Annotated in this window: 17 protein-coding genes and 8 tRNA genes; 6 read left to right on the plus strand and 19 right to left on the minus strand. The window is 38.9% G+C overall.

What is annotated here, in order from left to right; genetic code table 11:
• The first annotated feature begins 107 nt into the window (after nucleotides 1–107).
• A complete protein-coding gene (locus FY049_RS16675) occupies nucleotides 108–932 on the plus strand; it encodes a YdcF family protein (protein ID WP_446084029.1) in 825 nt (274 codons plus the stop codon).
• On the opposite strand, the gene FY049_RS16680 is transcribed toward FY049_RS16675, so the two are convergent.
• From FY049_RS16680 to FY049_RS16725, 10 genes are all read right to left on the minus strand, one after another.
• A complete protein-coding gene (locus tag FY049_RS16680) occupies nucleotides 926–1,393 on the minus strand; it encodes a DUF2750 domain-containing protein (protein WP_034613763.1) in 468 nt (155 codons plus the stop codon). The two genes, FY049_RS16675 and FY049_RS16680, sit on opposite strands and share 7 nt — an antisense overlap.
• A gap of 75 nt (nucleotides 1,394–1,468) precedes the next feature.
• Nucleotides 1,469–1,544: transfer RNA gene (locus FY049_RS16685), tRNA-Val, on the minus strand.
• Between the two features lie 185 nt (nucleotides 1,545–1,729).
• Nucleotides 1,730–1,806: transfer RNA gene (locus FY049_RS16690), tRNA-Asp, on the minus strand.
• Between the two features lie 8 nt (nucleotides 1,807–1,814).
• Nucleotides 1,815–1,890: transfer RNA gene (locus FY049_RS16695), tRNA-Val, on the minus strand.
• Nucleotides 1,891–1,997: 107 nt separating this feature from the next.
• Nucleotides 1,998–2,074 (minus strand) — tRNA-Asp (locus FY049_RS16700).
• A gap of 8 nt (nucleotides 2,075–2,082) precedes the next feature.
• Nucleotides 2,083–2,158 (minus strand) — tRNA-Val (locus tag FY049_RS16705).
• A 72-nt stretch (nucleotides 2,159–2,230) separates the two neighbouring features.
• Nucleotides 2,231–2,307: transfer RNA gene (locus FY049_RS16710), tRNA-Asp, on the minus strand.
• A 44-nt stretch (nucleotides 2,308–2,351) separates the two neighbouring features.
• Nucleotides 2,352–2,428 (minus strand) — tRNA-Asp (locus FY049_RS16715).
• 23 nt (nucleotides 2,429–2,451) lie between these two features.
• Nucleotides 2,452–2,527: transfer RNA gene (locus FY049_RS16720), tRNA-Val, on the minus strand.
• A 282-nt stretch (nucleotides 2,528–2,809) separates the two neighbouring features.
• Nucleotides 2,810–3,208 carry a YbaN family protein gene (locus FY049_RS16725; protein WP_004723787.1) on the minus strand — a complete coding sequence of 133 codons (399 nt, stop codon included), beginning with the start codon at nucleotides 3,206–3,208 and terminating at the stop codon, nucleotides 2,810–2,812.
• Nucleotides 3,209–3,434: 226 nt separating this feature from the next.
• On the opposite strand from FY049_RS16725, the gene FY049_RS16730 reads away from it, so the two are divergent.
• The 3 genes from FY049_RS16730 (at nucleotide 3,435) to dapE (ending at nucleotide 5,826) form a co-directional block, all read left to right on the plus strand.
• Nucleotides 3,435–4,280 carry a DUF1853 family protein gene (locus tag FY049_RS16730; RefSeq protein ID WP_224964229.1) on the plus strand — a complete coding sequence of 282 codons (846 nt, stop codon included), beginning with the start codon at nucleotides 3,435–3,437 and terminating at the stop codon, nucleotides 4,278–4,280.
• A 115-nt stretch (nucleotides 4,281–4,395) separates the two neighbouring features.
• On the plus strand, nucleotides 4,396–4,536 hold the full coding sequence (locus FY049_RS16735; RefSeq protein WP_004723791.1) for an entericidin A/B family lipoprotein: 141 nt from the start codon (nucleotides 4,396–4,398) through the stop codon (nucleotides 4,534–4,536).
• Between the two features lie 156 nt (nucleotides 4,537–4,692).
• Complete coding sequence (gene dapE, locus FY049_RS16740; protein ID WP_056515197.1) at nucleotides 4,693–5,826, plus strand: succinyl-diaminopimelate desuccinylase; 1,134 nt, start codon at nucleotides 4,693–4,695, stop codon at nucleotides 5,824–5,826.
• A 76-nt stretch (nucleotides 5,827–5,902) separates the two neighbouring features.
• Here dapE and FY049_RS16745 read toward each other — a convergent pair whose 3' ends face one another.
• The 6 genes from FY049_RS16745 to pilG all read right to left on the minus strand — a co-directional run bounded on the left by FY049_RS16745 (nucleotide 5,903) and on the right by pilG (nucleotide 14,477).
• Nucleotides 5,903–6,367 carry a hypothetical protein gene (locus FY049_RS16745; protein WP_105714352.1) on the minus strand — a complete coding sequence of 155 codons (465 nt, stop codon included), beginning with the start codon at nucleotides 6,365–6,367 and terminating at the stop codon, nucleotides 5,903–5,905.
• Nucleotides 6,368–6,375: 8 nt separating this feature from the next.
• The gene (locus FY049_RS16750; protein ID WP_446084030.1) at nucleotides 6,376–10,902 is read right to left on the minus strand and encodes an Hpt domain-containing protein; all 4,527 of its coding nucleotides are present in this window, start codon (nucleotides 10,900–10,902) and stop codon (nucleotides 6,376–6,378) included.
• A 145-nt stretch (nucleotides 10,903–11,047) separates the two neighbouring features.
• Entirely contained in the window at nucleotides 11,048–13,117 is a 2,070-nt protein-coding gene (locus tag FY049_RS16755) for a methyl-accepting chemotaxis protein (RefSeq protein ID WP_446084031.1), read from the minus strand.
• Nucleotides 13,118–13,159: 42 nt separating this feature from the next.
• Nucleotides 13,160–13,696 (minus strand): chemotaxis protein CheW, encoded by a 537-nt coding sequence (locus FY049_RS16760; protein ID WP_004723799.1) that lies wholly within the window; start codon nucleotides 13,694–13,696, stop codon nucleotides 13,160–13,162.
• 3 nt (nucleotides 13,697–13,699) lie between these two features.
• Complete coding sequence (locus FY049_RS16765) at nucleotides 13,700–14,068, minus strand: response regulator (RefSeq protein WP_004723801.1); 369 nt, start codon at nucleotides 14,066–14,068, stop codon at nucleotides 13,700–13,702.
• 25 nt (nucleotides 14,069–14,093) lie between these two features.
• Entirely contained in the window at nucleotides 14,094–14,477 is a 384-nt protein-coding gene (gene pilG / locus FY049_RS16770) for a twitching motility response regulator PilG (protein WP_004723803.1), read from the minus strand.
• A gap of 284 nt (nucleotides 14,478–14,761) precedes the next feature.
• Between pilG and FY049_RS16775 the strand changes: the two genes are divergently transcribed.
• Nucleotides 14,762–15,403 (plus strand): hypothetical protein, encoded by a 642-nt coding sequence (locus FY049_RS16775; protein WP_262782896.1) that lies wholly within the window; start codon nucleotides 14,762–14,764, stop codon nucleotides 15,401–15,403.
• Between the two features lie 249 nt (nucleotides 15,404–15,652).
• Entirely contained in the window at nucleotides 15,653–17,368 is a 1,716-nt protein-coding gene (locus FY049_RS16780; RefSeq protein WP_446084032.1) for a proline--tRNA ligase, read from the plus strand.
• A gap of 97 nt (nucleotides 17,369–17,465) precedes the next feature.
• On the opposite strand, the gene FY049_RS16785 is transcribed toward FY049_RS16780, so the two are convergent.
• The 3 genes from FY049_RS16785 to FY049_RS16795 form a co-directional block, all read right to left on the minus strand.
• Nucleotides 17,466–18,425 carry a DUF6160 family protein gene (locus FY049_RS16785; protein WP_446084033.1) on the minus strand — a complete coding sequence of 320 codons (960 nt, stop codon included), beginning with the start codon at nucleotides 18,423–18,425 and terminating at the stop codon, nucleotides 17,466–17,468.
• A gap of 95 nt (nucleotides 18,426–18,520) precedes the next feature.
• Nucleotides 18,521–21,010, minus strand: coding sequence for a DUF6160 family protein (locus tag FY049_RS16790; RefSeq protein ID WP_446084034.1), 2,490 nt, complete (start codon nucleotides 21,008–21,010; stop codon nucleotides 18,521–18,523).
• A 26-nt stretch (nucleotides 21,011–21,036) separates the two neighbouring features.
• Nucleotides 21,037–21,774 carry a DUF6160 family protein gene (locus FY049_RS16795; RefSeq protein ID WP_224964235.1) on the minus strand — a complete coding sequence of 246 codons (738 nt, stop codon included), beginning with the start codon at nucleotides 21,772–21,774 and terminating at the stop codon, nucleotides 21,037–21,039.
• Nucleotides 21,775–21,787 lie beyond the last annotated feature (13 nt).

The raw sequence follows: 21,787 nt of genomic DNA on the forward strand, positions 1-21,787 counted from the left end.
TACCCGCCAAAACCGAGCTCGATTGCTCGGTTTTTTTTGATTCATATATAATAAATACACAGATTTCGTTTAGAATTAGACTAATTTTTAATGATTTGTTTTCACCCATGTATAACAATAAACTCTTCCGCATTGTCTTTTTTTTGCTGGGATTTGTCTTATTCCTCGATGGATTTATTTTAATTTTATATAAAAAAATCCACTTAGGAACAATACTCCCTTTGCTGATTGGCTTAGCCTTTATCACTACAGTGCTATGGAGCCAACACATTCAGCAGTATTTAGCACAACACTTAAAGTTAAAGAAAATCTGGCGCTTAGGATGGATTCTATTTACGCTTTGGTCTGTCAGCTTAATCGGCTTCTTTGGTTATATCCACTTAAAATCCCAACAAAATACAGCAGAAAATAATCTACAAGCAATTATTGTTTTAGGCAGTGGCATTACCCAAGGGAAAGCCTCACCGACCCTCGCAAAACGTTTAGATCAAGCCGGTGAAATTGCAAAACAACAATCACAAGCTTTGATCATTGTCAGTGGTGGTTTAGATTTTGGTGAAGAAAAAACCGAAGCAGAAATTATGTCGCAATATTTACAAGAGCATCTGCAAATCCAAGCCAGTAGAATCCTACAAGAAAATAAAAGTACCAGTACTGACTTAAATCTAAAAAATAGCCAAGCAATTTTAAAGGCGCATGGTTTAACTTTAGACTCTAAAATTGCGATTGTGACCAGTGATTTTCACACCTTACGTGCTGCAGCAATCGCCAGAAAACAAGGCTATCATAACTTCATTACTGTAGGTGCTGAAACCCCACTCACGACACGTTATAACGCATGGTTAAGAGAGTACTTTGCCTATATCAGCGGATGGGTACTCGGTGAATATGAGGCACAGAACGCCATATCATTGTTTGTACAGCGTTACTGATGTAAGCGAATTTTACGTGGTAACGGTAAGCGTTTATTGTTTTGAAACAACTCAGGTTGAGTCGTATACATCTGATATAAATAATTTTTGATATCGAGTAAAAATTTATTTGTTGAAACTAAAATATTCCGCCCTTCTGGGGTTAAATTTATAGAAATTGCGGTATTATTTTGTTTGATAAATGGAATCATCTGTTCAATAAAAACAATGAGTTCAACTTCTTGAACTGCATAACGGCTCCAGTTATCTTTAATCAAAAGTTGTGCCAAATTTTTACTTTGCCAAACAGCTAAAGACTGTTGCCCTGTCGGTGATGCGCACAAAGCCCAGCCGTCATCATAAAGAACAAAAACCTTGGTTTGCGAAACAATCATTTCGACAAAATGTTTGTATTGGTCTAGGGTTTGAACTGAGTTTTTTTGAGTTGAAGACGCAGCTTTACGTTGATATGGATTTCGCATAGAAAATTTATTTTTAAAATACTTATGCTTATATATTATACAGAAGTTCTAAACAAATAACTAGATTGGAAAATTTGGTGGGCGCTGACGGGATCGAACCGCCGACATTCTGCTTGTAAGGCAGACGCTCTACCAACTGAGCTAAGCGCCCTGAGTGTGGATAAACAAAGTTGTTTACTCTGTTTGAACCTATAAGAAAATCGATGATTTAATCTTAAGTTCTATCCTAAAGATGGGGAGTAAGCGATATGAAGTCTATAATGTTTGATCTCTAAAAATCAAAAAACTTCAAATTCTTACAATTCCAAATATCTTGATCTCAGGAAATAAGATAAATGGCGCAGCGGACGGGACTCGAACCCGCGACCCTCGGCGTGACAGGCCGATATTCTAACCAACTGAACTACCGCTGCGTTGTATATGGTGGGCGCTGACGGGATCGAACCGCCGACATTCTGCTTGTAAGGCAGACGCTCTACCAACTGAGCTAAGCGCCCTGAGTGAGGATCATCACAATATTACTTTATCAGAACATAAAAGAAAACAATATTCCCTTTCAAATTCTTATACATCCAAATATCTTGATCTCAGGAAATAAGATAAATGGCGCAGCGGACGGGACTCGAACCCGCGACCCTCGGCGTGACAGGCCGATATTCTAACCAACTGAACTACCGCTGCATTGTATATGGTGGGCGCTGACGGGATCGAACCGCCGACATTCTGCTTGTAAGGCAGACGCTCTACCAACTGAGCTAAGCGCCCTAAACTAGAATAAATAAAAAACTATTTAGACTCTAATTCAGTATTACATGTCACTGCAAAATCATTATAAAGTGGCGCAGCGGACGGGACTCGAACCCGCGACCCTCGGCGTGACAGGCCGATATTCTAACCAACTGAACTACCGCTGCACTTTAACAAATGAATTGCTATACATACGATGATTGAATTTAAGTGGCGCAGCGGACGGGACTCGAACCCGCGACCCTCGGCGTGACAGGCCGATATTCTAACCAACTGAACTACCGCTGCACTAAAAATTCAACGTTAAAGCTTGGTGGGCGCTGACGGGATCGAACCGCCGACATTCTGCTTGTAAGGCAGACGCTCTACCAACTGAGCTAAGCGCCCTAACGACTTCATCGTTTGTGAGGTGCATTATAGAGAATCTTTACTGAGTGTCAAACGCTTTTCTCGATGTTTTACCTATTTTAGGTTTGAGTGATTAAAAAATAGATCATTTTAGTTTAAATTGGTGTTTTTTGTTTATTATTTATCTATTTATAAGGTTTTAAAACCTGTATTTTAATTAAATTGAGTTGATCATTTAATCAATATTTTAACCCTATTATCTATTTGCTCTAAACTTAATAAAATATTCAGTACTGAATGATCAAGAATATCAAATAAAGACTATTCGGATTTATCCATTTCATTCAGATTTTTTACAATAGGTTTTGGTTCAGGGCGCAACCAAAGCCAGATTGCCACAATCAACATGGTCACATCGGTAAAAATTTTCACAGCCAGTGGCGCATTGGTGAATAACATGATCACTCCACTGATCAACATCATAATACTGGCAATCCACTTTGCTTTACGTGGCACAGTACCATTTTCACGCCAAGCACGAAGCGTTGCACCATATTTTGGATGATTAAGTAACCAAGCATCAACCTGTGGCCAACCTTTTGATGCCGCCCAAGCCGCCAAAATCAGAAAAACTGTCGTTGGCATTCCTGGTAATATTGCCCCAATAAACCCGAGTACAATAAAAACAATCACCAATGTTCGCCAAAACAAAACTTTCATAGATTAACTCAATCTGTCCATTCGACTAGTATAGCGTCCAAATGATTTTGCCAGTATATTTTAAATCAATTGAAATCATTGTATTTTAAAATCATGATGTTCATCATTTCCAATACAGTCAAAATTGCGCTTGCATGTTTATCCACTTATTTGCTTGAATCTCAATACGCTAAAGACATTTTCTTGAAAATAAACTGAGTGAGTCCTCAGTTTAGGACAACATACAATGACAGACTACTTTGAACCTTGGTTAAAGTACAAACATCCTATTGTTCGTCAATTGGCTTTTTGCATTGCCAGCCCCAATATTATTCAGCATCTGCCTGATGAATTAGAAATTAAAAATCATTTTGAAATACACAACACGGTGTTTTGGCAGCAACAATATATAGATTTTCAAACGCGCTTAGATCAACTCGATCACGACCCCACCCCACTCATTGAATTTGTGCAACAGCTTAAAAGCACACGTTTAGGTTTACGTTTTGAATATTTATTTTGGTTCTGGTTACAAGACGAAGCCAATCAACACTATCAACTGATTCAGCATAGTATCCAAATCATTGAAGCAAAGAATACATTAGGCGAAATTGATTTCCTTGTTCGTAATCAGGCCACAAAACAGATCGAGCATTGGGAAGTTGCTTTAAAGTACTATTTAGGCGAATCAACCTTACACTTAAAGCATTGGTATGGTCTAAATCGTAGCGACACCCTTTTACGAAAACTGAATCATTTCTCAGAAAAACAATTTCAATTTACCCAGGCTTTAGATCTTAAAATTGAAAAGAAACTGGCTGTAATGAAAGGACAGCTTTATCTGCCTTACAATAAAGACGATGTTGCACCGCCCTCATGGATCAACACGCAACGTCGATTGGGTCAATGGGGACATCACATTGCACAAGATTTTTACCGTCTACAACGGCATGAATGGATTTGCCCAGATCTAAAGCAAAGCTCAGCTGCTGCCCAATTTTGGTGTAATGGTTTATATCATGATAAAAATAGCCTGCAATTTTATATGTACCGCCAAGCTCCTCTGGCGCTTTTCTTTGACATAAATGCTTAATTATTCACGTTTCTTATACACGGATTAACCAATCCACTCATAAAAACATAACGATATATTAACCCGATGCTCGTATACTAAAATTCTAATTAACGCGTGAAACACGGAGATAGTAATGAAAAAAATTTTAGCAGTTTCAATGTTATTCGCTTTTGTTTTAGCTGGTTGCAACACATTTAAAGGTGTTGGTAAGGATGTATCTAAAGCGGGGGATGCTGTTACGAATTCTGCAGAAAAAGTTGAAAATAAATTGTAAGTATCAACTTCATTCTACAACATGAGCCTTATCTAAATAGATAAGGCTTTTTTAATGCCAATTTAAATAGTTTTATCCTTTCTCAAGCTTTAAGGTTTTCATTCGGTTTTATCTTCCTCTATTATATTGCTCAATTTACTTACTTGATCAATGTCCATGAATCATTCGGATACCTTAGAACTGAGTTTACAACTTCTTCGCCAGCCTTCTGTGACACCTATAGATCACACCTGCCAAACCATCATGGCAGATCGTCTGTCTGCTATTGGCTTTAATATTGAAAATATGCGTTTTGAAGATGTTGATAATCTTTGGGCAAGACGCGGAACAGCATCTCCAGTTTTCTGTTTTGCAGGTCATACCGATGTTGTGCCTACAGGTCATCTAGATGCATGGGAGTCTGATCCATTCCTACCTGAAATTCGTGATGGCAAACTCTATGGTCGTGGTAGTGCTGATATGAAAACAGCATTGGCTGCAATGGTGGTTGCATCTGAACGTTTTGTAAAGAATCATCCGAACCATAAAGGTTCTATTGCTTTTTTAATCACCTCTGATGAAGAAGGTCCTTCGATCAATGGTACGGTTAAAGTCGTCGAAACTTTGGAAGCACGTAATGAAAAAATGACATGGTGTCTTGTCGGTGAGCCTTCAAGTACAGATACACTCGGTGATATCGTAAAAAATGGCCGTCGCGGTTCATTAAATGCCGTGTTAACGGTAAAAGGTAAACAAGGCCATGTTGCCTACCCACATTTAGCCATTAACCCTATTCATACCGCTTCAAAAGCCTTATCTGAACTATGTGATACGGTGTGGGACAATGGCAATGAATACTTCCCAGCGACTTCATTCCAAGTTTCCAATATTCAAGCAGGTACAGGCGCAACCAATGTTGTACCCGGCACGATGACCGTTACCTTTAACTTCCGTTACTCAACTGAAGTGACTGCAGATCAACTCAAATTACGTGTTCTTGAGATTTTAGATCGCCATCATGTTGATTATGATATTGAGTGGACGTTATCAGGTTTGCCATTCTTAACCCCAGTCGGTGAGTTGGTCAATGCTGCACGAACTGCAATTAAAAATGTGACAGGGACAGAGACCGAACTTTCAACCAGTGGTGGGACTTCTGATGGTCGTTTTATTGCACCGACAGGCGCTCAAGTCCTTGAGTTAGGTGTTTTAAACGCAACGATTCATCAAATTAATGAGCATGTGAATATTGCTGAATTAGAGCCTTTGGCTGAAATCTACGAACAAATCTTAGTCGAATTACTCGCTTAAGCTGAGCGATTCTCACTAAGTAAAAAAGGACGCAAATGCGTCCTTTTTTACAGATAAGCTTTGAAAGCATTGCAGATCAAGCCTTCTTTATCCCAATCTGTAACTGGATTTGATCCAAATCCGGCACATGATAAGTCTTATCGCCAATTTTCACATATTGTAAAATCGTCTTATCTTTGATGCTATCCTCTGCGTCGACCACTTCTGAAATCCGTAGCCGTATCGAGCTTGGCATTTCATTGCACATCAAAGCAAAACGCTCGTCTGCATCTTCCCCTTCAATGATCAGTGCGACACCCAGGGTCTTTTTAGGATCACTGACACTAAATGTCGGCAACTTCTTTTCATGCCATTCCACGACATTGACATAGGTTGGACTATTCTGAGCAGAAAGCACCACATTTTGTGGTAATAACATTGGTGCTTTATCATAACAATCAATAATATATGCATCAATAAACCCAGTAGACACCGTAATTAAATGCTGTAATTCCCGTGTGCTAATTTTATCAATTGCAGACTTTTCGATATTCTTTGTCATGAGCGTTCCTATTTAACCGTCAACAAAGCTTCAATATTTTCCAATAAATCAGATTCTTGGAATGGTTTACCCATATAATTTGTCACACCTAAGCTAAATGCCCGTTCACGATGTTTTTCACCTGTTCGTGACGTAATCATGATGATTGGCAAATCGCGGTGAATTTCATGATGGCGAACCAAGTTGGTGACTTCAAAACCATCCATTCGAGGCATTTCAATATCCAGCAACATCAAGTCTGGTTTGACATTTTCAAGTTGCTCAATCGCATCCACACCATCTTTCGCAGTAATCACATCGAAACCTTGGCGTTCAAGCAAACGTGAAGTGACCTTACGAACGGTAACTGAGTCATCCACGATCATAATCAAACGGCGTTGATCACGATGACGTTGTTTATCATGTTGAAGATGTTCAGCGCCACCTCGGGTAGATGCTTGAACTTGTCGTGCAATATTTTGTCCATCCAAAATCAAACACACCTGACCATCACCCAGAATGGTTGCACCCGCAATCGCATTGATGGTAGCAAACTGCTTACCAATCGGTTTAACCACAATTTGTGAACGTGAACCAATTAACTGATCAACCAGAATGGCAATGGATTGCCCCAAGCTTCCCTTGATCAACAACACTGGTAATGAATGTGCAAGCCCATGTAACCGTGGAGTGACTTGATTCGAGGTAAACTCACCTAAATAACGTAGCTTATAGCTTTGGAAATCGATATCAAAATAGTCATTTTGAGTTTCAAAATATTCTTCCAAAGCGGCTGGTGAAATTCGAACAATACGATCAATTTGCGATAATGGGACTGCAAATTGCTGATCACCGACTTTCACCATCAAGGCATCGCTGACCGCAACTGTTGTAGGTACGGTAATCGTAAAGGTTGAACCATGCCCCAACTCAGAACTGACACTCACTTGTCCACCAAGTGATTTAATTTCACTTTGCACAACATCCAAGCCAACACCACGACCAGAGATTTGTGTCACTTGCTGTGCTGTACTAAAACCAGGATGGAAAATAAACTGTAGGATTTCCTCAGGTTCTAACTGCTGATCAGTTTTGATTAAGCCTTTTTCGATTGCTTTATCACGAATAACTTTTGGATCAATTCCTTTACCATCATCTTTAAACGATACAAGCACATCTGTACCTTGACGACTAATATTCAAATCAATTCGACCTGTCAACGCTTTGCCCGACTTCTGACGCTGTTCCGCATCTTCAATCCCGTGGTCAATCGCATTCCGCAACATATGCTCTAACGGTGAAACTAATTTTTCCAGAATATTACGATCCAACTCCCCTTCAGTATTATTGACTAAAAGTTCAGTGGGTTTATTCACGGTTGAAGAGGTCTGGCGAACCAAGCGCTGTAATCGAGGCAACAATCTTGAAAATGGTACCAGACGAGTACGCATCAAGCTTTCCTGAATTTCAGCTTGAATACGAGATTGCTGAAGCAATAAACCTTCAGTATCACGAATCTTTTCAGCCAACGTAGTTTTAAAATCAACCAAGTCAGATGCAGATTCAGCCAATGATTTTGATAACTGGTTTAGAGATGAATATTGGTCCATTTCTAAAGGATCAAAATCAGCATAGCGAGCGCTTAAATCGCCATGTTTTGCAATGATTTGGCTTTCTAACTCGCCTTCCATACGGCGTAGCTGATCCGCCAAACGTTGAATAGCCAACTCCATATCAGTCAGGGTATTACCTAACTGCCCCAAATCCATCTCAATACGTGAACGGTTGATCGCGTTTTCACCAGAAAGGTCGATCATTTTTTCAACCAAATCCGCAGAGATACGAATCATCTCATTGTTGGATTCAGTCTTTTGTGAAAGATCCCATTCACCCAACATTGAAGGTGGCTCTGTACCATCCCCCTGAACAAACTCACTGATCGATTGCTCAAAGATTAAATTTGTTCGAGATAGTTTTTCTGGAAGCTGTGCTGATACATCAACATATTCAATACTATGTAAGCTCGATTTTAAGCCTTCAAAATTATCATAATGATGTTTAAAGATTGCTGCATCTAGCCAATGAAAGGTTTTTTCCAGTAAACCATCATAAACATTCGAATTAAAATTATGTAAACCAAATTGCTCAAATGCATTTTCTAATTCATATGCAATATCAGCCACTTCTTCCAATTTCACCATTTTTGCACCGCCTTTTAAGCTGTGTGCAATACGTTGTAATTGGAGTAGGAAACTACGGTTGCTACGCTGATCAAACCATTGAGATAAAATGCTTAAACCATCATCAATCAGCTCTCGTGCTTCTTCGATAAAGGTTTCTCGGGCAACAACTTCAACAGGATCTAAATCTGCATCTTGATTTGCATCTATAAACAATTGAGTATCATCAATTGCAGGATGTTGATCTTGATCTGACGGTTCAATTTCAAGCAGTTCTGGAGTTTGATCAATCGCTAAAACGATATCGTCTTCAACATATGCGACTTCATGTAAATCTGCTGAATCATGGCTAAATTGTGGCTCAACCACTGTTGACACTTGAACAGTTTCAATCGGACCTTGCTGATCGATATTTTGTAAAACATTGAGAATATGAGTTGCTGGATAATCAATTGATTTTTCACGAATCAATTGAATACGATCTGCCACATCATCTTGAATTAAACGAATTGCTTGAATAATGTGTGGCTCTGCTTTGAGTTGACCTTTAATCACGCGCTCATAAATCGTTTCTAACTCGTGCGCAATCAAACCAATATGAGTGGCTTGCACCATATTTGCACCACCTTTTAAGGTATGCAAATAACGCATCAAATTGTTTAACGCGGTTGTGTCATCAGGATGGCTTGACCAAGTATTTAAGTCATGGTCCATTCCAACCAACAACTCGTCAGCTTCTTCAATAAAAATGTCGAGGACATCTGCATCAAATTCACGTTGACTGTGTTCTGAGTCAATATTCTGTTTATCCAGATTAATTTGTGTCAGTACATAGTTCCCTACTGATTCAACAGGGTTCGCTTCAATTGAGACTGTATCTGGCTGCTGTTCAATGTCTAGCGCAGTCCTTATTTCAACAATTTGACCATCAACACCTGTGTCTATTTCTTGGTGTAAATAGTCATGTAACTCAGCCAAAATCGCTTGTGTTGATTCATTTAGGCTGACTCTTTGTCCTGATGCCAAAATATCGAATAAATGAATAAATTCCTGATGGGCCTTAGAAAACATTTCAAAAGCATAATCAGTATTTAATAAGTCAGGCTTGTGAATAACTTGCTCATAACCATCTTTTAAAGCGAGACTAAAATCATGAATGCCTTGCGCAGCACGATTATTGGTATGATCTATCAACATCTGCGCTTGTTGAGCCAGTTGTTGGAAATATGCTGGATATTCAACTTGGGCGCGTTTATCAAACTCAAACTCGGCATCAAGTAATAGATCGATCTCAAGATCAACCAATTGTGTGACTAAACCCGTTTGTGAATGTTGATATTGGTGTTGGAAATCGTAGCGTTCCCAAGCATCATTAAATTTTTGATAAATGGTTTGTAGCTCAACAGCTTGATTACCTTTCAGCTTTAAAACATAGAGATAATCACTGACAAATTCAGCATAGTAAGTCAGTAAAGCATTTTCATTTTTTGAGGACTCGGTATCTTCTTGAACCAATACTTTAAACAAATGCTCGACCTTACCACTTGCTTCAAAGACCTCATTGACATGCGCCATTGAAGAACTGCCACGCAAAGTATGCAAGGCACGAATCAAGCGATTATATTGATCAGGCGTATGTTCTTCTAAGTGCAAAAAGTCTTTAATTGCCGCCAGATGCTCCTCTGACTCTTCAACAAAGATTTCCAAGGTTTCAGAGGTTAAACTATCATCTGCAACAGGCGATTCAACTGCCACTTCTTCTTCAGTCGTATCTGTAGAGCCATCTGCAACGAGATCAACCACATGTGGAGTGGTCACTGAGGTTACTTCTGCTGTTGCAGTATCTTCACCAATCTCCAAACCAGTAATGACATTTTCATTATCCAGTGTATTTGATAATGCCAATAACTCATCTAAAGCAGGTTCTAAGCTTTGTTTCTGTTGTAGCTGTTGCCCCAAATACACCAAAGGTGCTAAATCTAAATGATGCGGTTTTCGATTTAAAAACTCTGAGTAGAGTTTGAACTTATAAATATTAAATACTGCACTGACATAGTGTTGAATCTCGGAAGTAAGTTCCAGATTTTTCGTAATAATACGATTTAATGTATCTTCAACAGTCCAAGCAAGTTCACCAGAACGTTTAGCCCCCACCATACGCCCAGACCCCTTAAGCGTATGAAAATAACGGCGAATATTGACCAATTCGGTATCTTTAAACTCTTCGAGTTGCCATCGATCAAGAGAGGTTTGTAGCTGTTCAAAAATTTCTTCAAGTTCTTCTACAAAAATTTCTAAAATTTCCTCATCCTGACCAAGATACGCATCTTCAGGTAAAGTAACGTGTTCCACTAAATGTTTTAATATTTCTTTCATAGCTCAGGCTTCTATGTTAGTTCCCGTCTTTGGGACTAAAACCTTTCAAAATACAGTCAAGCTGAATGGCTTTAGAAGGCGTTCCATTCTGTGCAATAGCCACTTGTTACAGTCGATATTGCACATATATAAAGTATCAATCGTTTTAGTCAGGCAGTTTAAAGTCTGAAACTGATTGACGTAATGAATCCGCCATACTTGCCAATTCAGAAACCGAACGGGCTGTATCAAATGTTGCACCAGTGGTTTGTGAAGTAATTTCTTGTACGACATTCATCGTATTTGCAATATGGCCTGCTGAAGCAGACTGCAATTTTGCCGACTCAGAAATACTTTCAATCAAACCAGCAAGGTTACTCGATACTGTTTGAATCTCACCCAAGGCAACACCCGCATCTTTTGCAAGGTTCGCACCACGCACAACTTCCGAAGTGGTTTGTTCCATTGAAATTACGGCTTCATTGGTATCGGTCTGAATGGTTTTAACCAGTGTTTCAATCTGCTTGGTTGCAGATGCTGAACGTTCAGCAAGACGCTGTACCTCGTCCGCAACCACGGCGAAACCACGACCCGCTTCACCTGCCATAGATGCCTGAATTGCTGCGTTTAATGCCAGGATGTTGGTTTGGTCGGCAATATCATTAATTAGCGATACGATGTTACCAATCTCTTGTGAAGACTCACCCAAACGTTTAATACGCTTAGAAGTTTCTTGAATCTGCTCACGAATCGTATCCATCCCCTCGATTGAACGGTTTACCACATCTGCACCATTTGATGCAATTTGTACAGAACGCTGTGCTACCTCTGCTGATTCAGCAGCATTTGCAGATACGTGGTCAATCGACTGTGCAATTTCATTAATCGCTGTTGATGCCCCTGCAATCTCTTGCGCCTGATGCTCAGAAGCTTCAGCCAACTGGTTAGTAATCTGTTGGGTATTCTGCGTATATTGTGCAACTTCTTGAGAAGTGTCATTAATTCGAGATACCAGGTCACGTAATTGGTCAATCGCAAAGTTAATCGAGTCGGCAATTGCACCAGTAAAGTCTTCCGATACCGTAGCATACGAACTTAAATCACCATCTGCCAAATCGGCAATTTCATCAAGTAAACGTAAAATCGCATTCTGGTTACGGTCATACTCATCTTGTAAACGTGTTACACGAACTTTATCTGACTCACTACGTAAACCGAGTAGTTTAAATACAGCAAATAAGAATGCGCCAAGTGCAAGGAGTAAAATCAATGCAGGTAAAATCGTACCCACACCAGTATTTACCGAAAGTCGATCCAAACCTTTTAATAAATTATCCGATTGCGCAAAGATGTCTGACGATGCCTGACGTACTTTGAAAATCTGATCAGAGTTCTTTAGTACAGAAGTTGATGCCAATTGCACAATTTCATTGTAATCAGCTTTAATACTTTCTAAAGACTCACGTAGTTCAGGTTTATCAATACGTGTTACACCTAAATCGGCACTACCATTGAGTTGCGCATTTAAATACGTACCAAATGTTTCAGTATCCGCATTAAAGTCGTCTGCTGAAGCACGGGTATTCTCTGAACCACTTAATACTGAACCAATAGAACGTAAAATACGTTCTGCAAGGAATACTTGGTTTTTCGCGATAACAACCTGAGTACTTGACATGTTGTCACGTGCCATTTGGTCAACCATTGCGTTATATTCAGCCTGCATGCCCGGGATCACATCCGCAACAGCAATGTTGGTGTCATATAATTGGTTAATGATTTTTTGGTGTGTCGCAATCATGTCGATATCAGCAGAAACTTGTTTCCAAGTTTTTTCAACGCCTTCTACTTGTTTTGAAGACGCATGAATATCTTTGACGACATCTAAGTTTTCTTTAAATTTCTTTTGCGATGCAACTAAAGCATCAATTGAGTCTTTCGAACCCGATGCGGTGGCTTCAGTTGCTTGACGTGATAAGGTCTGTGATAAAAGTTTTAATTCACCCAAGCTACGAGTTAAGTCGTTATTTCGAGGAACTGTATAGAATAGAACCAAAAGCAAAATAATCGCAACGATGATGCTGGCAATTGCCATCTGAATAAATGGCTTTGATTTGTCGCTTTCCCCAAACAACTTAGCAAATTCATCAATTTTTGATTTGGTTTTGGTTAATACGCCTGAACTACTTTTTTGAGCAGTATCCCCTATATTTTTCTTCTTTAGTTTAAAGCCCATTCAGCTTCTCCCGATTCGCTTAACTCTCATTAGGCGTCAAAGCTAGTTTATAAATTTTTCTGATGCATTCATGTATTGAGGATCATTTAACAAACGACTAAACAAGAATATATTCCAAGCCTGATTATGCTGTTGAAAATATCCCTGACAATAGGTTTGAAGGTTTTCTTCTAATTGATTGTTTTTAGAAAAAAAGCCTTTTTTATTAAAATGTTGAATCCCCAAAACCTGATCTACGATCAGACCAACATAGTGGTCATTATGACTAATACATAAGACTTTTTGAGTAGGTAGAAATTGGCTTCTTTGCCCCGTTAAATAAAAAGCCAAATCAGAAACTGACAATAACCGTCCGCGAATATTCGCTAAACCTCTCACCCATCCCTGAACATTGGGAACGGGTGTGTATTTTGGCGGATAAATAACTTCTGAAACCTCACCCAAAGGCGCAACAAAATATTGCCCCATCATTTCAAATGCAATGCCTGACCATCGGTTTACTTCATTTTCATTGTCAGCGTAATTTTTATTTCCTCGCTTAGACAATCGAAGTAATTCGATAAATCCATTTGCTGCCATACATTATCCTGCTTGTAGATGTTGCTTAATCGTACTGATCAGCTGATTCTCATCAATCGGTTTGGTTAAGTAGTCACAAGCCCCTTGACGTTTTCCCCAAACGCGGTCGGTTTCTTGATCTTTAGTACTTACAATCACAATTGGAATATGCTTGGTCGCTGCACCACGTGCGATCTGACGAGTCGCTTGGAAACCATTTACACCAGGCATAACAACATCCATTAACACAAGATCCGGCAATTCAGCTTGCGCCAGTGTAATACCATCTGCACCATTGGTTGCTTCAATCACTTCAAATCCATGCTTAGCTAGAATTTCTTTAAATCTAAACATTTCTGTTGGTGAATCATCAACTATTAAAATTTTTGTCATTATTTCCCCCAAATTAACCGTTCAGTTAAGCAGTCACATGATTGCGAATAGCATTTAATAGTTCATCTTTACTAAATGGTTTTGTTAAATATTCGTCCGAACCGACAACACGACCTTTTGCTTGATCAAATAAGCCATCTTTACTAGATAACATGATGACTGGAATATTTTGATAATTTTGGGAGTTTTTAATCAAAGCGCAGGTTTGGTAGCCATCTAGACGAGGCATCATGATATCGACAAAAACAATATCTGGATTTGCTTCAGCAATTTTAGATAAGGCTTCAAAACCGTCTACAGCAGTGACAACTTCACAACCTTCTCTTTGTAATAATGTTTCAGCAGTACGACGAATGGTTTTAGAATCATCGATCACCATGACTTTTAGATTTTGAAATTTATCGTCCATTTAATGCCCCTTTCCGTAAGCTTGGAATGAATTGTGCTGTACAGATTTATTTTTACAATTAATCATGTTTTTTTAACATATATTAACTCACTTTATCAATGAACATTTCTTGTCGGAAATCTCACTTCAAACAGTAAAACACAGTAAAGCTCACATAAAAAAAAATATTCTGCTTTTTTTTAGAAGTTAATTGTTTATTAAAATTTTGTAACCACATAAAATGACCAAAGATAGTTTCAAAATCATATAACTTACATTGATTTTTTGGGGATGGTAGACTTTAAATGGATAGAATAATCTATTACCAAAATATAGCGTCAAAAACAAAAAAAATATGCAATACCGCCCTTTCAGTCAGCTTACTCATCTGCACTTTATCGGTCTATGCCGATACGCCTCAGGCTAAAGCGGTATGGTATAGATATTATGATAAAAATGGGGTGGTCAATATCAGCACCTCGGTCACACCAGCACACATAAAAAATGGTTATGAAGCGCTTGATCGCAACATGCAAGTGATCAAACGTAATCATGCTTATAATGTCGAAAAAGATTTACAGCAATCGACGTCACGCGCATCTGAAATGCGTAAATTAGAACAAGATGCGCGCTTAAAGCGTGCCTATGGCAACTCATCTGTCGCTGTTAACAAAAGAAATGAACTTCTAAGTAATATAAAACAACAAATAACACTACAAAACCAAACACTTAAACAGCTTCAAAGTGATCGTATTATACTTAAAAGACAAGAAATGGAATACTACCGCAAAGGTAACTCTGTTCCTATTACACTCAAAGATCGGATCAAATACAATTCTGAAAACGTAGATAAAACAAAGAATTATATTGGAAGCTTACAAGACAACTACCGCAAGACACAAACCTACTATGATGATATTATTAACCGACTCAAAAAACTTGAATAATCACCTTTTAATTCGAGATTTATTGGTCTTATTATTGAAAAAAACTTAAAAAAACAATATAAATTATTAAAACTCTCACTCAGAACATTGGATGATTTCGAGTTAAAACTAGGGTCTGATCACATCGTCAGCATAGGAATATAAAGTTTTCAATTTAAACAATCATTAAAAATGTTCAGCTTATTTTTTTATCGTATTTTTTTATCGTATAATCCTTTCTTTAAATCTAAAAATTTTAGGACAGTTTCCATGCGCGCGAGTCGCTTTTTATTTGCAACGTTAAGAGAAACCCCAAACGATGCTGAAGTCATTTCACATCAGCTCATGTTACGTGCTGGGATGATCCGTAAATTGGCTTCAGGTTTATACACTTGGTTGCCGATGGGTGTACGTGTGCTCAATAAAGTTGAAGCGATTGTTCGTGAGGAAATGAATCGTGCAGGTTCTTTGGAAACATTAATGCCCGTGACGCAACCGGCTTCACTATGGGAAGAATCTGGTCGTTATGTACAATACGGCCCAGAACTGTTGCGTTTTAAAGACCGCCATAGCAATGACTTTGTTCTTGGTCCGACACATGAAGAAGTCATTACGGACTTGGCTCGTAATGAATTAAAAAGTTATAAACAACTTCCAATGAATTTTTATCAAATTCAAACCAAATTCCGTGATGAAATTCGTCCACGTTTCGGTGTGATGCGCTCACGTGAATTTATTATGAAAGATGCTTATTCTTTTCATGTCGATCAAGCGTCATTACAAGAAACTTATGATGTTATGTACGACACGTATTGCCGAATTTTCAGCCGCTTAGGTTTAAATTTCCGTCCTGTTCAAGCAGATACAGGATCGATTGGTGGTTCAGGTTCACATGAGTTTCACGTACTTGCATCAAGTGGTGAAGACGATATCGCTTTCTCGACCAAATCTGACTATGCTGCCAATGTTGAAATGGCTGAAGCAGTATTGACTGGTGAGCGCGCAGCACCCACCCAAGATCTAAAAATTGTAGACACACCGAATCAAAAAACCATTGCTGATGTTTCTGCATTTTTAAATACAGATCCAGCGCAATCAGTAAAAGCCTTACTTGTACAAGGTATTGCTGATGAAAAGGGTCATGTTCCTGTAATCGCGTTATTCCTACGTGGCGACCATGAGCTCAATGAAATTAAAGCTGAAAAGCATCCACTGATTGCCGCACCTTTAACATTTGCAACAGATGCTCAACTGAATACTCTTGGTTTAACTGCGGGATTCTGCGGACCACAAGGACTGGTTGAGAAAGGCTTAACTGTCATTGTTGACCGTGCAGCCTCTGTGCTTTCAGATTTTGTTGCAGGTGCCAATGAAGTAGATAAGCATGCCACTGGTATCAACTGGGACCGTGATGCAACATTTACTGAAGTTTTTGACTTACGTAATGTGGTTGAAGGTGACCCATCTCCAGATGGTCAAGGCACGATTTTAATTAAACGTGGTATTGAAGTTGGTCATATTTTCCAATTGGGCACCAAATACTCAGAAGCACTCGGTTGTAAAGTTTTGGGTGATGACGGCAAACCATTGGTAGTGACAATGGGCTGTTATGGAATTGGTGTAACCCGTGTAGTTGCTTCCGCGATCGAACAAAACTTTGATGAGAAAGGTATTATTTGGCCATCTGCGATTGCCCCTTTTGAAGTTGCGATTGTGCCAATGAATGCGCAAAAATCTCCACGTACGCTTGAAGCAGCTGAAGCGCTTTATACTGAATTACAAGCTGCAGGCTATGATGTATTACTGGATGATCGTAATGAGCGGCCTGGTGTTAAATTCTCTGACTTGGAGTTAACAGGTATTCCTCACCGTATTGTCATTGGTGAAAAAGGCTTAGATGCAGGTACTTTTGAATATAAAGGTCGTAGAGATGCCGAATCTGTAAATTTAAGCAAAGATGATTTAATGGCTAAATTTGTGAAGTAATTTTTCAACCGCATTAAAAAAGCTCTGAAATAAATTAAACCCTATAAGTTACACAACTTATAGGGTTTTTTATGCTTTGGTATTTTATAGACCATCATTACAGACCATTAATTTTTACTTTTAAATCTGTAACTGATGTTCCGATTGCCCCAAAGTTCCCCATCGAGCCATTTTGCAGACCATTAAAAGTCCCTGCCGCACTTGCCCCACTCGTTCCCATAATCATCTGATTGATACCCAGATCAAACTTACTCGATTCTCCCGTATTACCAAAGACAAAACCTGTTGGTTCAACGCCAGCATAGAAACCATTTAATGAAAAACCATTGACCTTATCTGTTCCAGTTAATTGGAAGTTAAAATTTGCACCAATATCGCTATCATCAGATAAAAGTGCAATAGCACAGCCTGATCCCGTACCACAAATCGATTGAATTGCACCACCAAAAGCAATCATACGCCCTTGAGGTGCATTACCTAACTGTAAATTAATGGTTGGTTTGGCTGCAGCAAAGTTGATATCAAAACCATCATTCAGTTTTAAAAATTTAATGACATCGGATTTTTCACTGGTTCCTGTAAAAATAGATTGATATCCAGCAGGCCCTGAAGATGAACTCGCTCCAGCCAAGTAAAGCGCAAATGGTGAAACTTTAATCCCCGTAATATTGCTTCCGAAGCTCATTCCAATATTGGCAAAAGGTTTACCACTTGCTCCACCTGTAGCGCCCCCATCGGTATCCATGACTATATTCATAGTTGGGGTATTTGAAGCACCTAGAAAAGTGATATTAACGCTTTGATCAGCAACCGTACCAGCACTTTTACCCGCAAGAACCAGCGATGCTTTATTTGCATCATTCACAGTCGAGCCTAATCCGTCACGATCAATGATTGACAGTTGATTGAGTTGAGCTTTGCTCAGATTTATACCAACATTTATCCCATCTTGCCCTGTTGTTTGGGAAAGACTTTGATCATCCATAGGTTCCATTGCCAGCGCAATTGGACTCAGTATCAATAATGATATACATCCTAGGTTTCTATTTTTTTTCATTATCCTAATCCTTAGGAAAATTTATATACTGCCTACCACATCACAGTCTAATCAGAAATTCTGTACGATAAAAGCACAAGCCGACCAATAACGCATTAATTCCGTGGAACAATGTTAAATTCACTGGTCAACCGACCACCCGTCAATGCAATTTCACCTAAACGTGCGCCTGAAACTAAAGCACCATTCATAGAAGGTGGATAAAAGTTTAAATCTCGCGCTCTAAATACACCGTCAACTGACTGTGTTGGGTTAAATTGTAAACTTGCATTAAATCCAACCTGGCCATTTCCTGTGGTTGAGTTTTTACTAATCACAATAGCATTATTAAAGCGAATATCACCTGTCAAGTTATCTAAACCAAGTGTAGAACCATTTGCTGGATCACTAATCTGAATCGTATTATTTGTATTTGCTAGCTTTAAATCGCCGACAACAGTTAAGCGATTACCTGTGCCATCCGCTTTAATTTCACTATTTGGGATAAGTGACAAATCCATATCACCACCAAAACGAAGTTTAAGGCCAAACAATACATCATCACTTTTTGCGAAATTATTGGAATCAGATACACGTTTATTTCCACAAGCAACACTTGCTGTCGCAATACCACCTGCACATGATGCATAGGTTGTTCCAGGTAAATAACCTGCTGCAACTTCAGCCGCCATTACCACCAACATATTTTTTAAACTTAAATTTAAACTTCCGTTTTCAACCCCGATACTGCCATTGCCTTTCAGCAACATATCGATATTTCTTAGGCCTAAATAATAGTCTTTGGAGGTACCCGCAATAGGAACGCCTGCATCATTTTTCACCTGACCACCATCAATCACCAGAATCGAGGTTGTTTTATTGCCAAGCTTAGTTGTGCCATTTTTATCCACACCCTCTGTACTTAAACCTAAAGAAAAACCGAGTCTAGAGGTTTGTGTACCCGCTGTAGCTGCGACACTGCTTTTCGTACCATCTGCTGAATAGTAATAGGCTTTATCAGCATCAACTGTTGTACCATACATTGCTAAATTGGCATTCAAGTTATAAAAGGGTAAAGCCAACCCCCACTGATTATTCAGACCATTATCTGTAAATAAATTTCCAGCAGCAACACCTGGCGCAGTAGTAAATCGTCCTCGTCTAGAAATAGCTTGGAATTCCCCACCACGAATCGAAGCGACCACAGCATAAGGACGATTACCCGCAGATAGAGTCGTATAAATATCTTGCTTATAATCATTTAAACTAGTTAAAGATTGACCATTACCAAAACTCGAATTTTGGAAAGTTGTATTTATTGGTATCGTAACTTGTTTAGAATCTGTAAGGTTTAAAAAAATATTTCCCGTATCAAAAGAAGCACGCGTTCCCTTTTGTAAACCAGTTAAATTACCAAACTCAAAGCCATAAGTATTTAAGCCTGCACCACCAATTTCCAAAGTTGTTGCATCGCCACCGCCAGCAAGCATGGTGTCACCTTCTTTGGTGAAATCTGTCTTCATACGGAATGCAATACCCGAACCACCGACAATATCTTTTCCAGTGTCTGTACCAATCGAATTAACAGCGGAACCAATTAAACTACTGGCATTTTGTACACCACGAAATTGTAATGAACCATTGACCATACGCCCACTGGCACCTACACGAATCAGCCCTTTTGCACCTGTCGGTGTATTATAGCTATCGACATCATAAAGCGATGTAGGATTGATCCCTTTATTATTCACCATAATTTCAAGATTTAAACCCGCGTTGGTTGAGGAAGTTCCATTCCCATAACTGCCCGTGTTTATAAAACCTGCCTTTAATGAAGCAGGATCAACCACACGGGTTAAATCTACATAACCATAGTTCGAATCTGGTGCCTGATTTGCACCCGCGATATTACTTCCAGAATTCGTTTGTAACTTAAAGCCTTCAGCTGCATCTATAAACGCAAAACCTTTCCCTTTAAAGTTAAAGTTAAAATTCTTTAAAATCAGTTGATTTAATTGGCTTGTGGCACTACTTTGCCCCAGATAGATGTTGGCATTTTGAAGTCCTAAAGTCAGCTCAACTTGATCTGTTTTACTTAAAAGACCATTGCTTGTTTTTAATCCAATACTGGTATTTGAAGCCGTTTGTACCGCTAGATTACCCAATTTTGCACTACAGCGTGCTCCACTTGGGTCACTATCACAAACACGAAATGAATCGACGGTCATCAGCATCGGAGAGAGAGATAAGTCTAAATTCACTCCAGTTTTACCTGCTGCTGTCCCCATATTAAGCTTGATATCTGCTTTTAATGGATCTGTAGAAGTATTACTCTGTTGTATTTTAACCGTATCTGCTGTTGCAATCAGCGCTTGACTGGTTGCATCTGCTTCTGCACGCCCCACCTGATCTGTCCAGTATAATGTTTTAATATTGGCTTCTTTTAAGCTTGCCTCTATATGTACGCCATCCTGACCATTTACGTTTCTTAAGTCACTATCATCCAAAGCTTGTAGTGCATAAACAGGGGCGTGTATAGCTAACAAACTCAAAGCTAATGTATTTAAAATAAATCTTTTTCCATGTTGTTGTTTTTTAATGTTCATCCCTAAACCCTCAGATTTATTTCATCTTAGCAACGCTTGTTACTCGAAGTATCACAACTAAACATCATAATTTTACCTTGTAATGCTAAATTGCCATTCATACGCATGCCCATAAAACCAGTTTCATTACCTTGATCATAAAAGGAGTTCGCTGCAGTGGTTGCATCATAGATTGTCTTTTTTAAATAACCGTACTTATCTGCTGTTGCTCCAGATGAGTTTTCAGTGACTGTTCCATTGGCATTGGTTTGACTCGTAAATTCATCCTTTTCAATGGATAATGCATTAAAACCAAAATTTCGGATTTGAATTGGGTTTGTTGCATCAAAGCCCAATTGAATTGCAGGTTTAATCCATGGTGTCCCAGCTGCATCAATACCTCTATAAACTAAGTCAACACCATCTAATCCAAGTTTCTGAATATTAATCGTACCCTGAATTCCTTTAAATACCACCCACAATTTATTACCACTGACACTATTTGCAGCACCACCAGCATCTACATATCTGTTGTTTACTGAAAGTGCTAAACGGCAAAACTCTAATTTTGCACATACTCCGCCAGTATCGCTATCGAACTTATAGGCATTTCCAGTTGCATAATATGAGTCACTTGCATTGACCTGGTTCAATACCAATTTTAAAGATAAATCTGCACCAGCTTGCCCTTCAACTTGCTGTAAATCAGAATCAGTTAAGGCCTCCATTGCTGCTAAATGAAAACTTACCAAACTGGTTAAAATAAGAAGTACTGTTTTTTTCATTATATTTCTTCCT

Source organism: Acinetobacter sp. 1125_18A (assembly GCF_052824985.1).

Coding starts and splice junctions, on each gene's coding strand:
- FY049_RS16775 (WP_262782896.1), top strand. CDS start 14,762: ATGGATAGAATAATCTATTACCAAAATATAGCGTCAAAAACAAAAAAA.
- FY049_RS16680 (WP_034613763.1), bottom strand. CDS start 1,393: ATGCGAAATCCATATCAACGTAAAGCTGCGTCTTCAACTCAAAAAAAC.
- FY049_RS16790 (WP_446084034.1), bottom strand. CDS start 21,010: ATGAACATTAAAAAACAACAACATGGAAAAAGATTTATTTTAAATACA.
- FY049_RS16795 (WP_224964235.1), bottom strand. CDS start 21,774: ATGAAAAAAACAGTACTTCTTATTTTAACCAGTTTGGTAAGTTTTCAT.
- FY049_RS16760 (WP_004723799.1), bottom strand. CDS start 13,696: ATGGCAGCAAATGGATTTATCGAATTACTTCGATTGTCTAAGCGAGGA.
- pilG (WP_004723803.1), bottom strand. CDS start 14,477: ATGGACGATAAATTTCAAAATCTAAAAGTCATGGTGATCGATGATTCT.
- FY049_RS16755 (WP_446084031.1), bottom strand. CDS start 13,117: ATGGGCTTTAAACTAAAGAAGAAAAATATAGGGGATACTGCTCAAAAA.
- FY049_RS16785 (WP_446084033.1), bottom strand. CDS start 18,425: ATGAAAAAAAATAGAAACCTAGGATGTATATCATTATTGATACTGAGT.
- FY049_RS16735 (WP_004723791.1), top strand. CDS start 4,396: ATGAAAAAAATTTTAGCAGTTTCAATGTTATTCGCTTTTGTTTTAGCT.
- FY049_RS16765 (WP_004723801.1), bottom strand. CDS start 14,068: ATGACAAAAATTTTAATAGTTGATGATTCACCAACAGAAATGTTTAGA.
- dapE (WP_056515197.1), top strand. CDS start 4,693: ATGAATCATTCGGATACCTTAGAACTGAGTTTACAACTTCTTCGCCAG.
- FY049_RS16730 (WP_224964229.1), top strand. CDS start 3,435: ATGACAGACTACTTTGAACCTTGGTTAAAGTACAAACATCCTATTGTT.
- FY049_RS16745 (WP_105714352.1), bottom strand. CDS start 6,367: ATGACAAAGAATATCGAAAAGTCTGCAATTGATAAAATTAGCACACGG.
- FY049_RS16675 (WP_446084029.1), top strand. CDS start 108: ATGTATAACAATAAACTCTTCCGCATTGTCTTTTTTTTGCTGGGATTT.
- FY049_RS16750 (WP_446084030.1), bottom strand. CDS start 10,902: ATGAAAGAAATATTAAAACATTTAGTGGAACACGTTACTTTACCTGAA.
- FY049_RS16725 (WP_004723787.1), bottom strand. CDS start 3,208: ATGAAAGTTTTGTTTTGGCGAACATTGGTGATTGTTTTTATTGTACTC.
- FY049_RS16780 (WP_446084032.1), top strand. CDS start 15,653: ATGCGCGCGAGTCGCTTTTTATTTGCAACGTTAAGAGAAACCCCAAAC.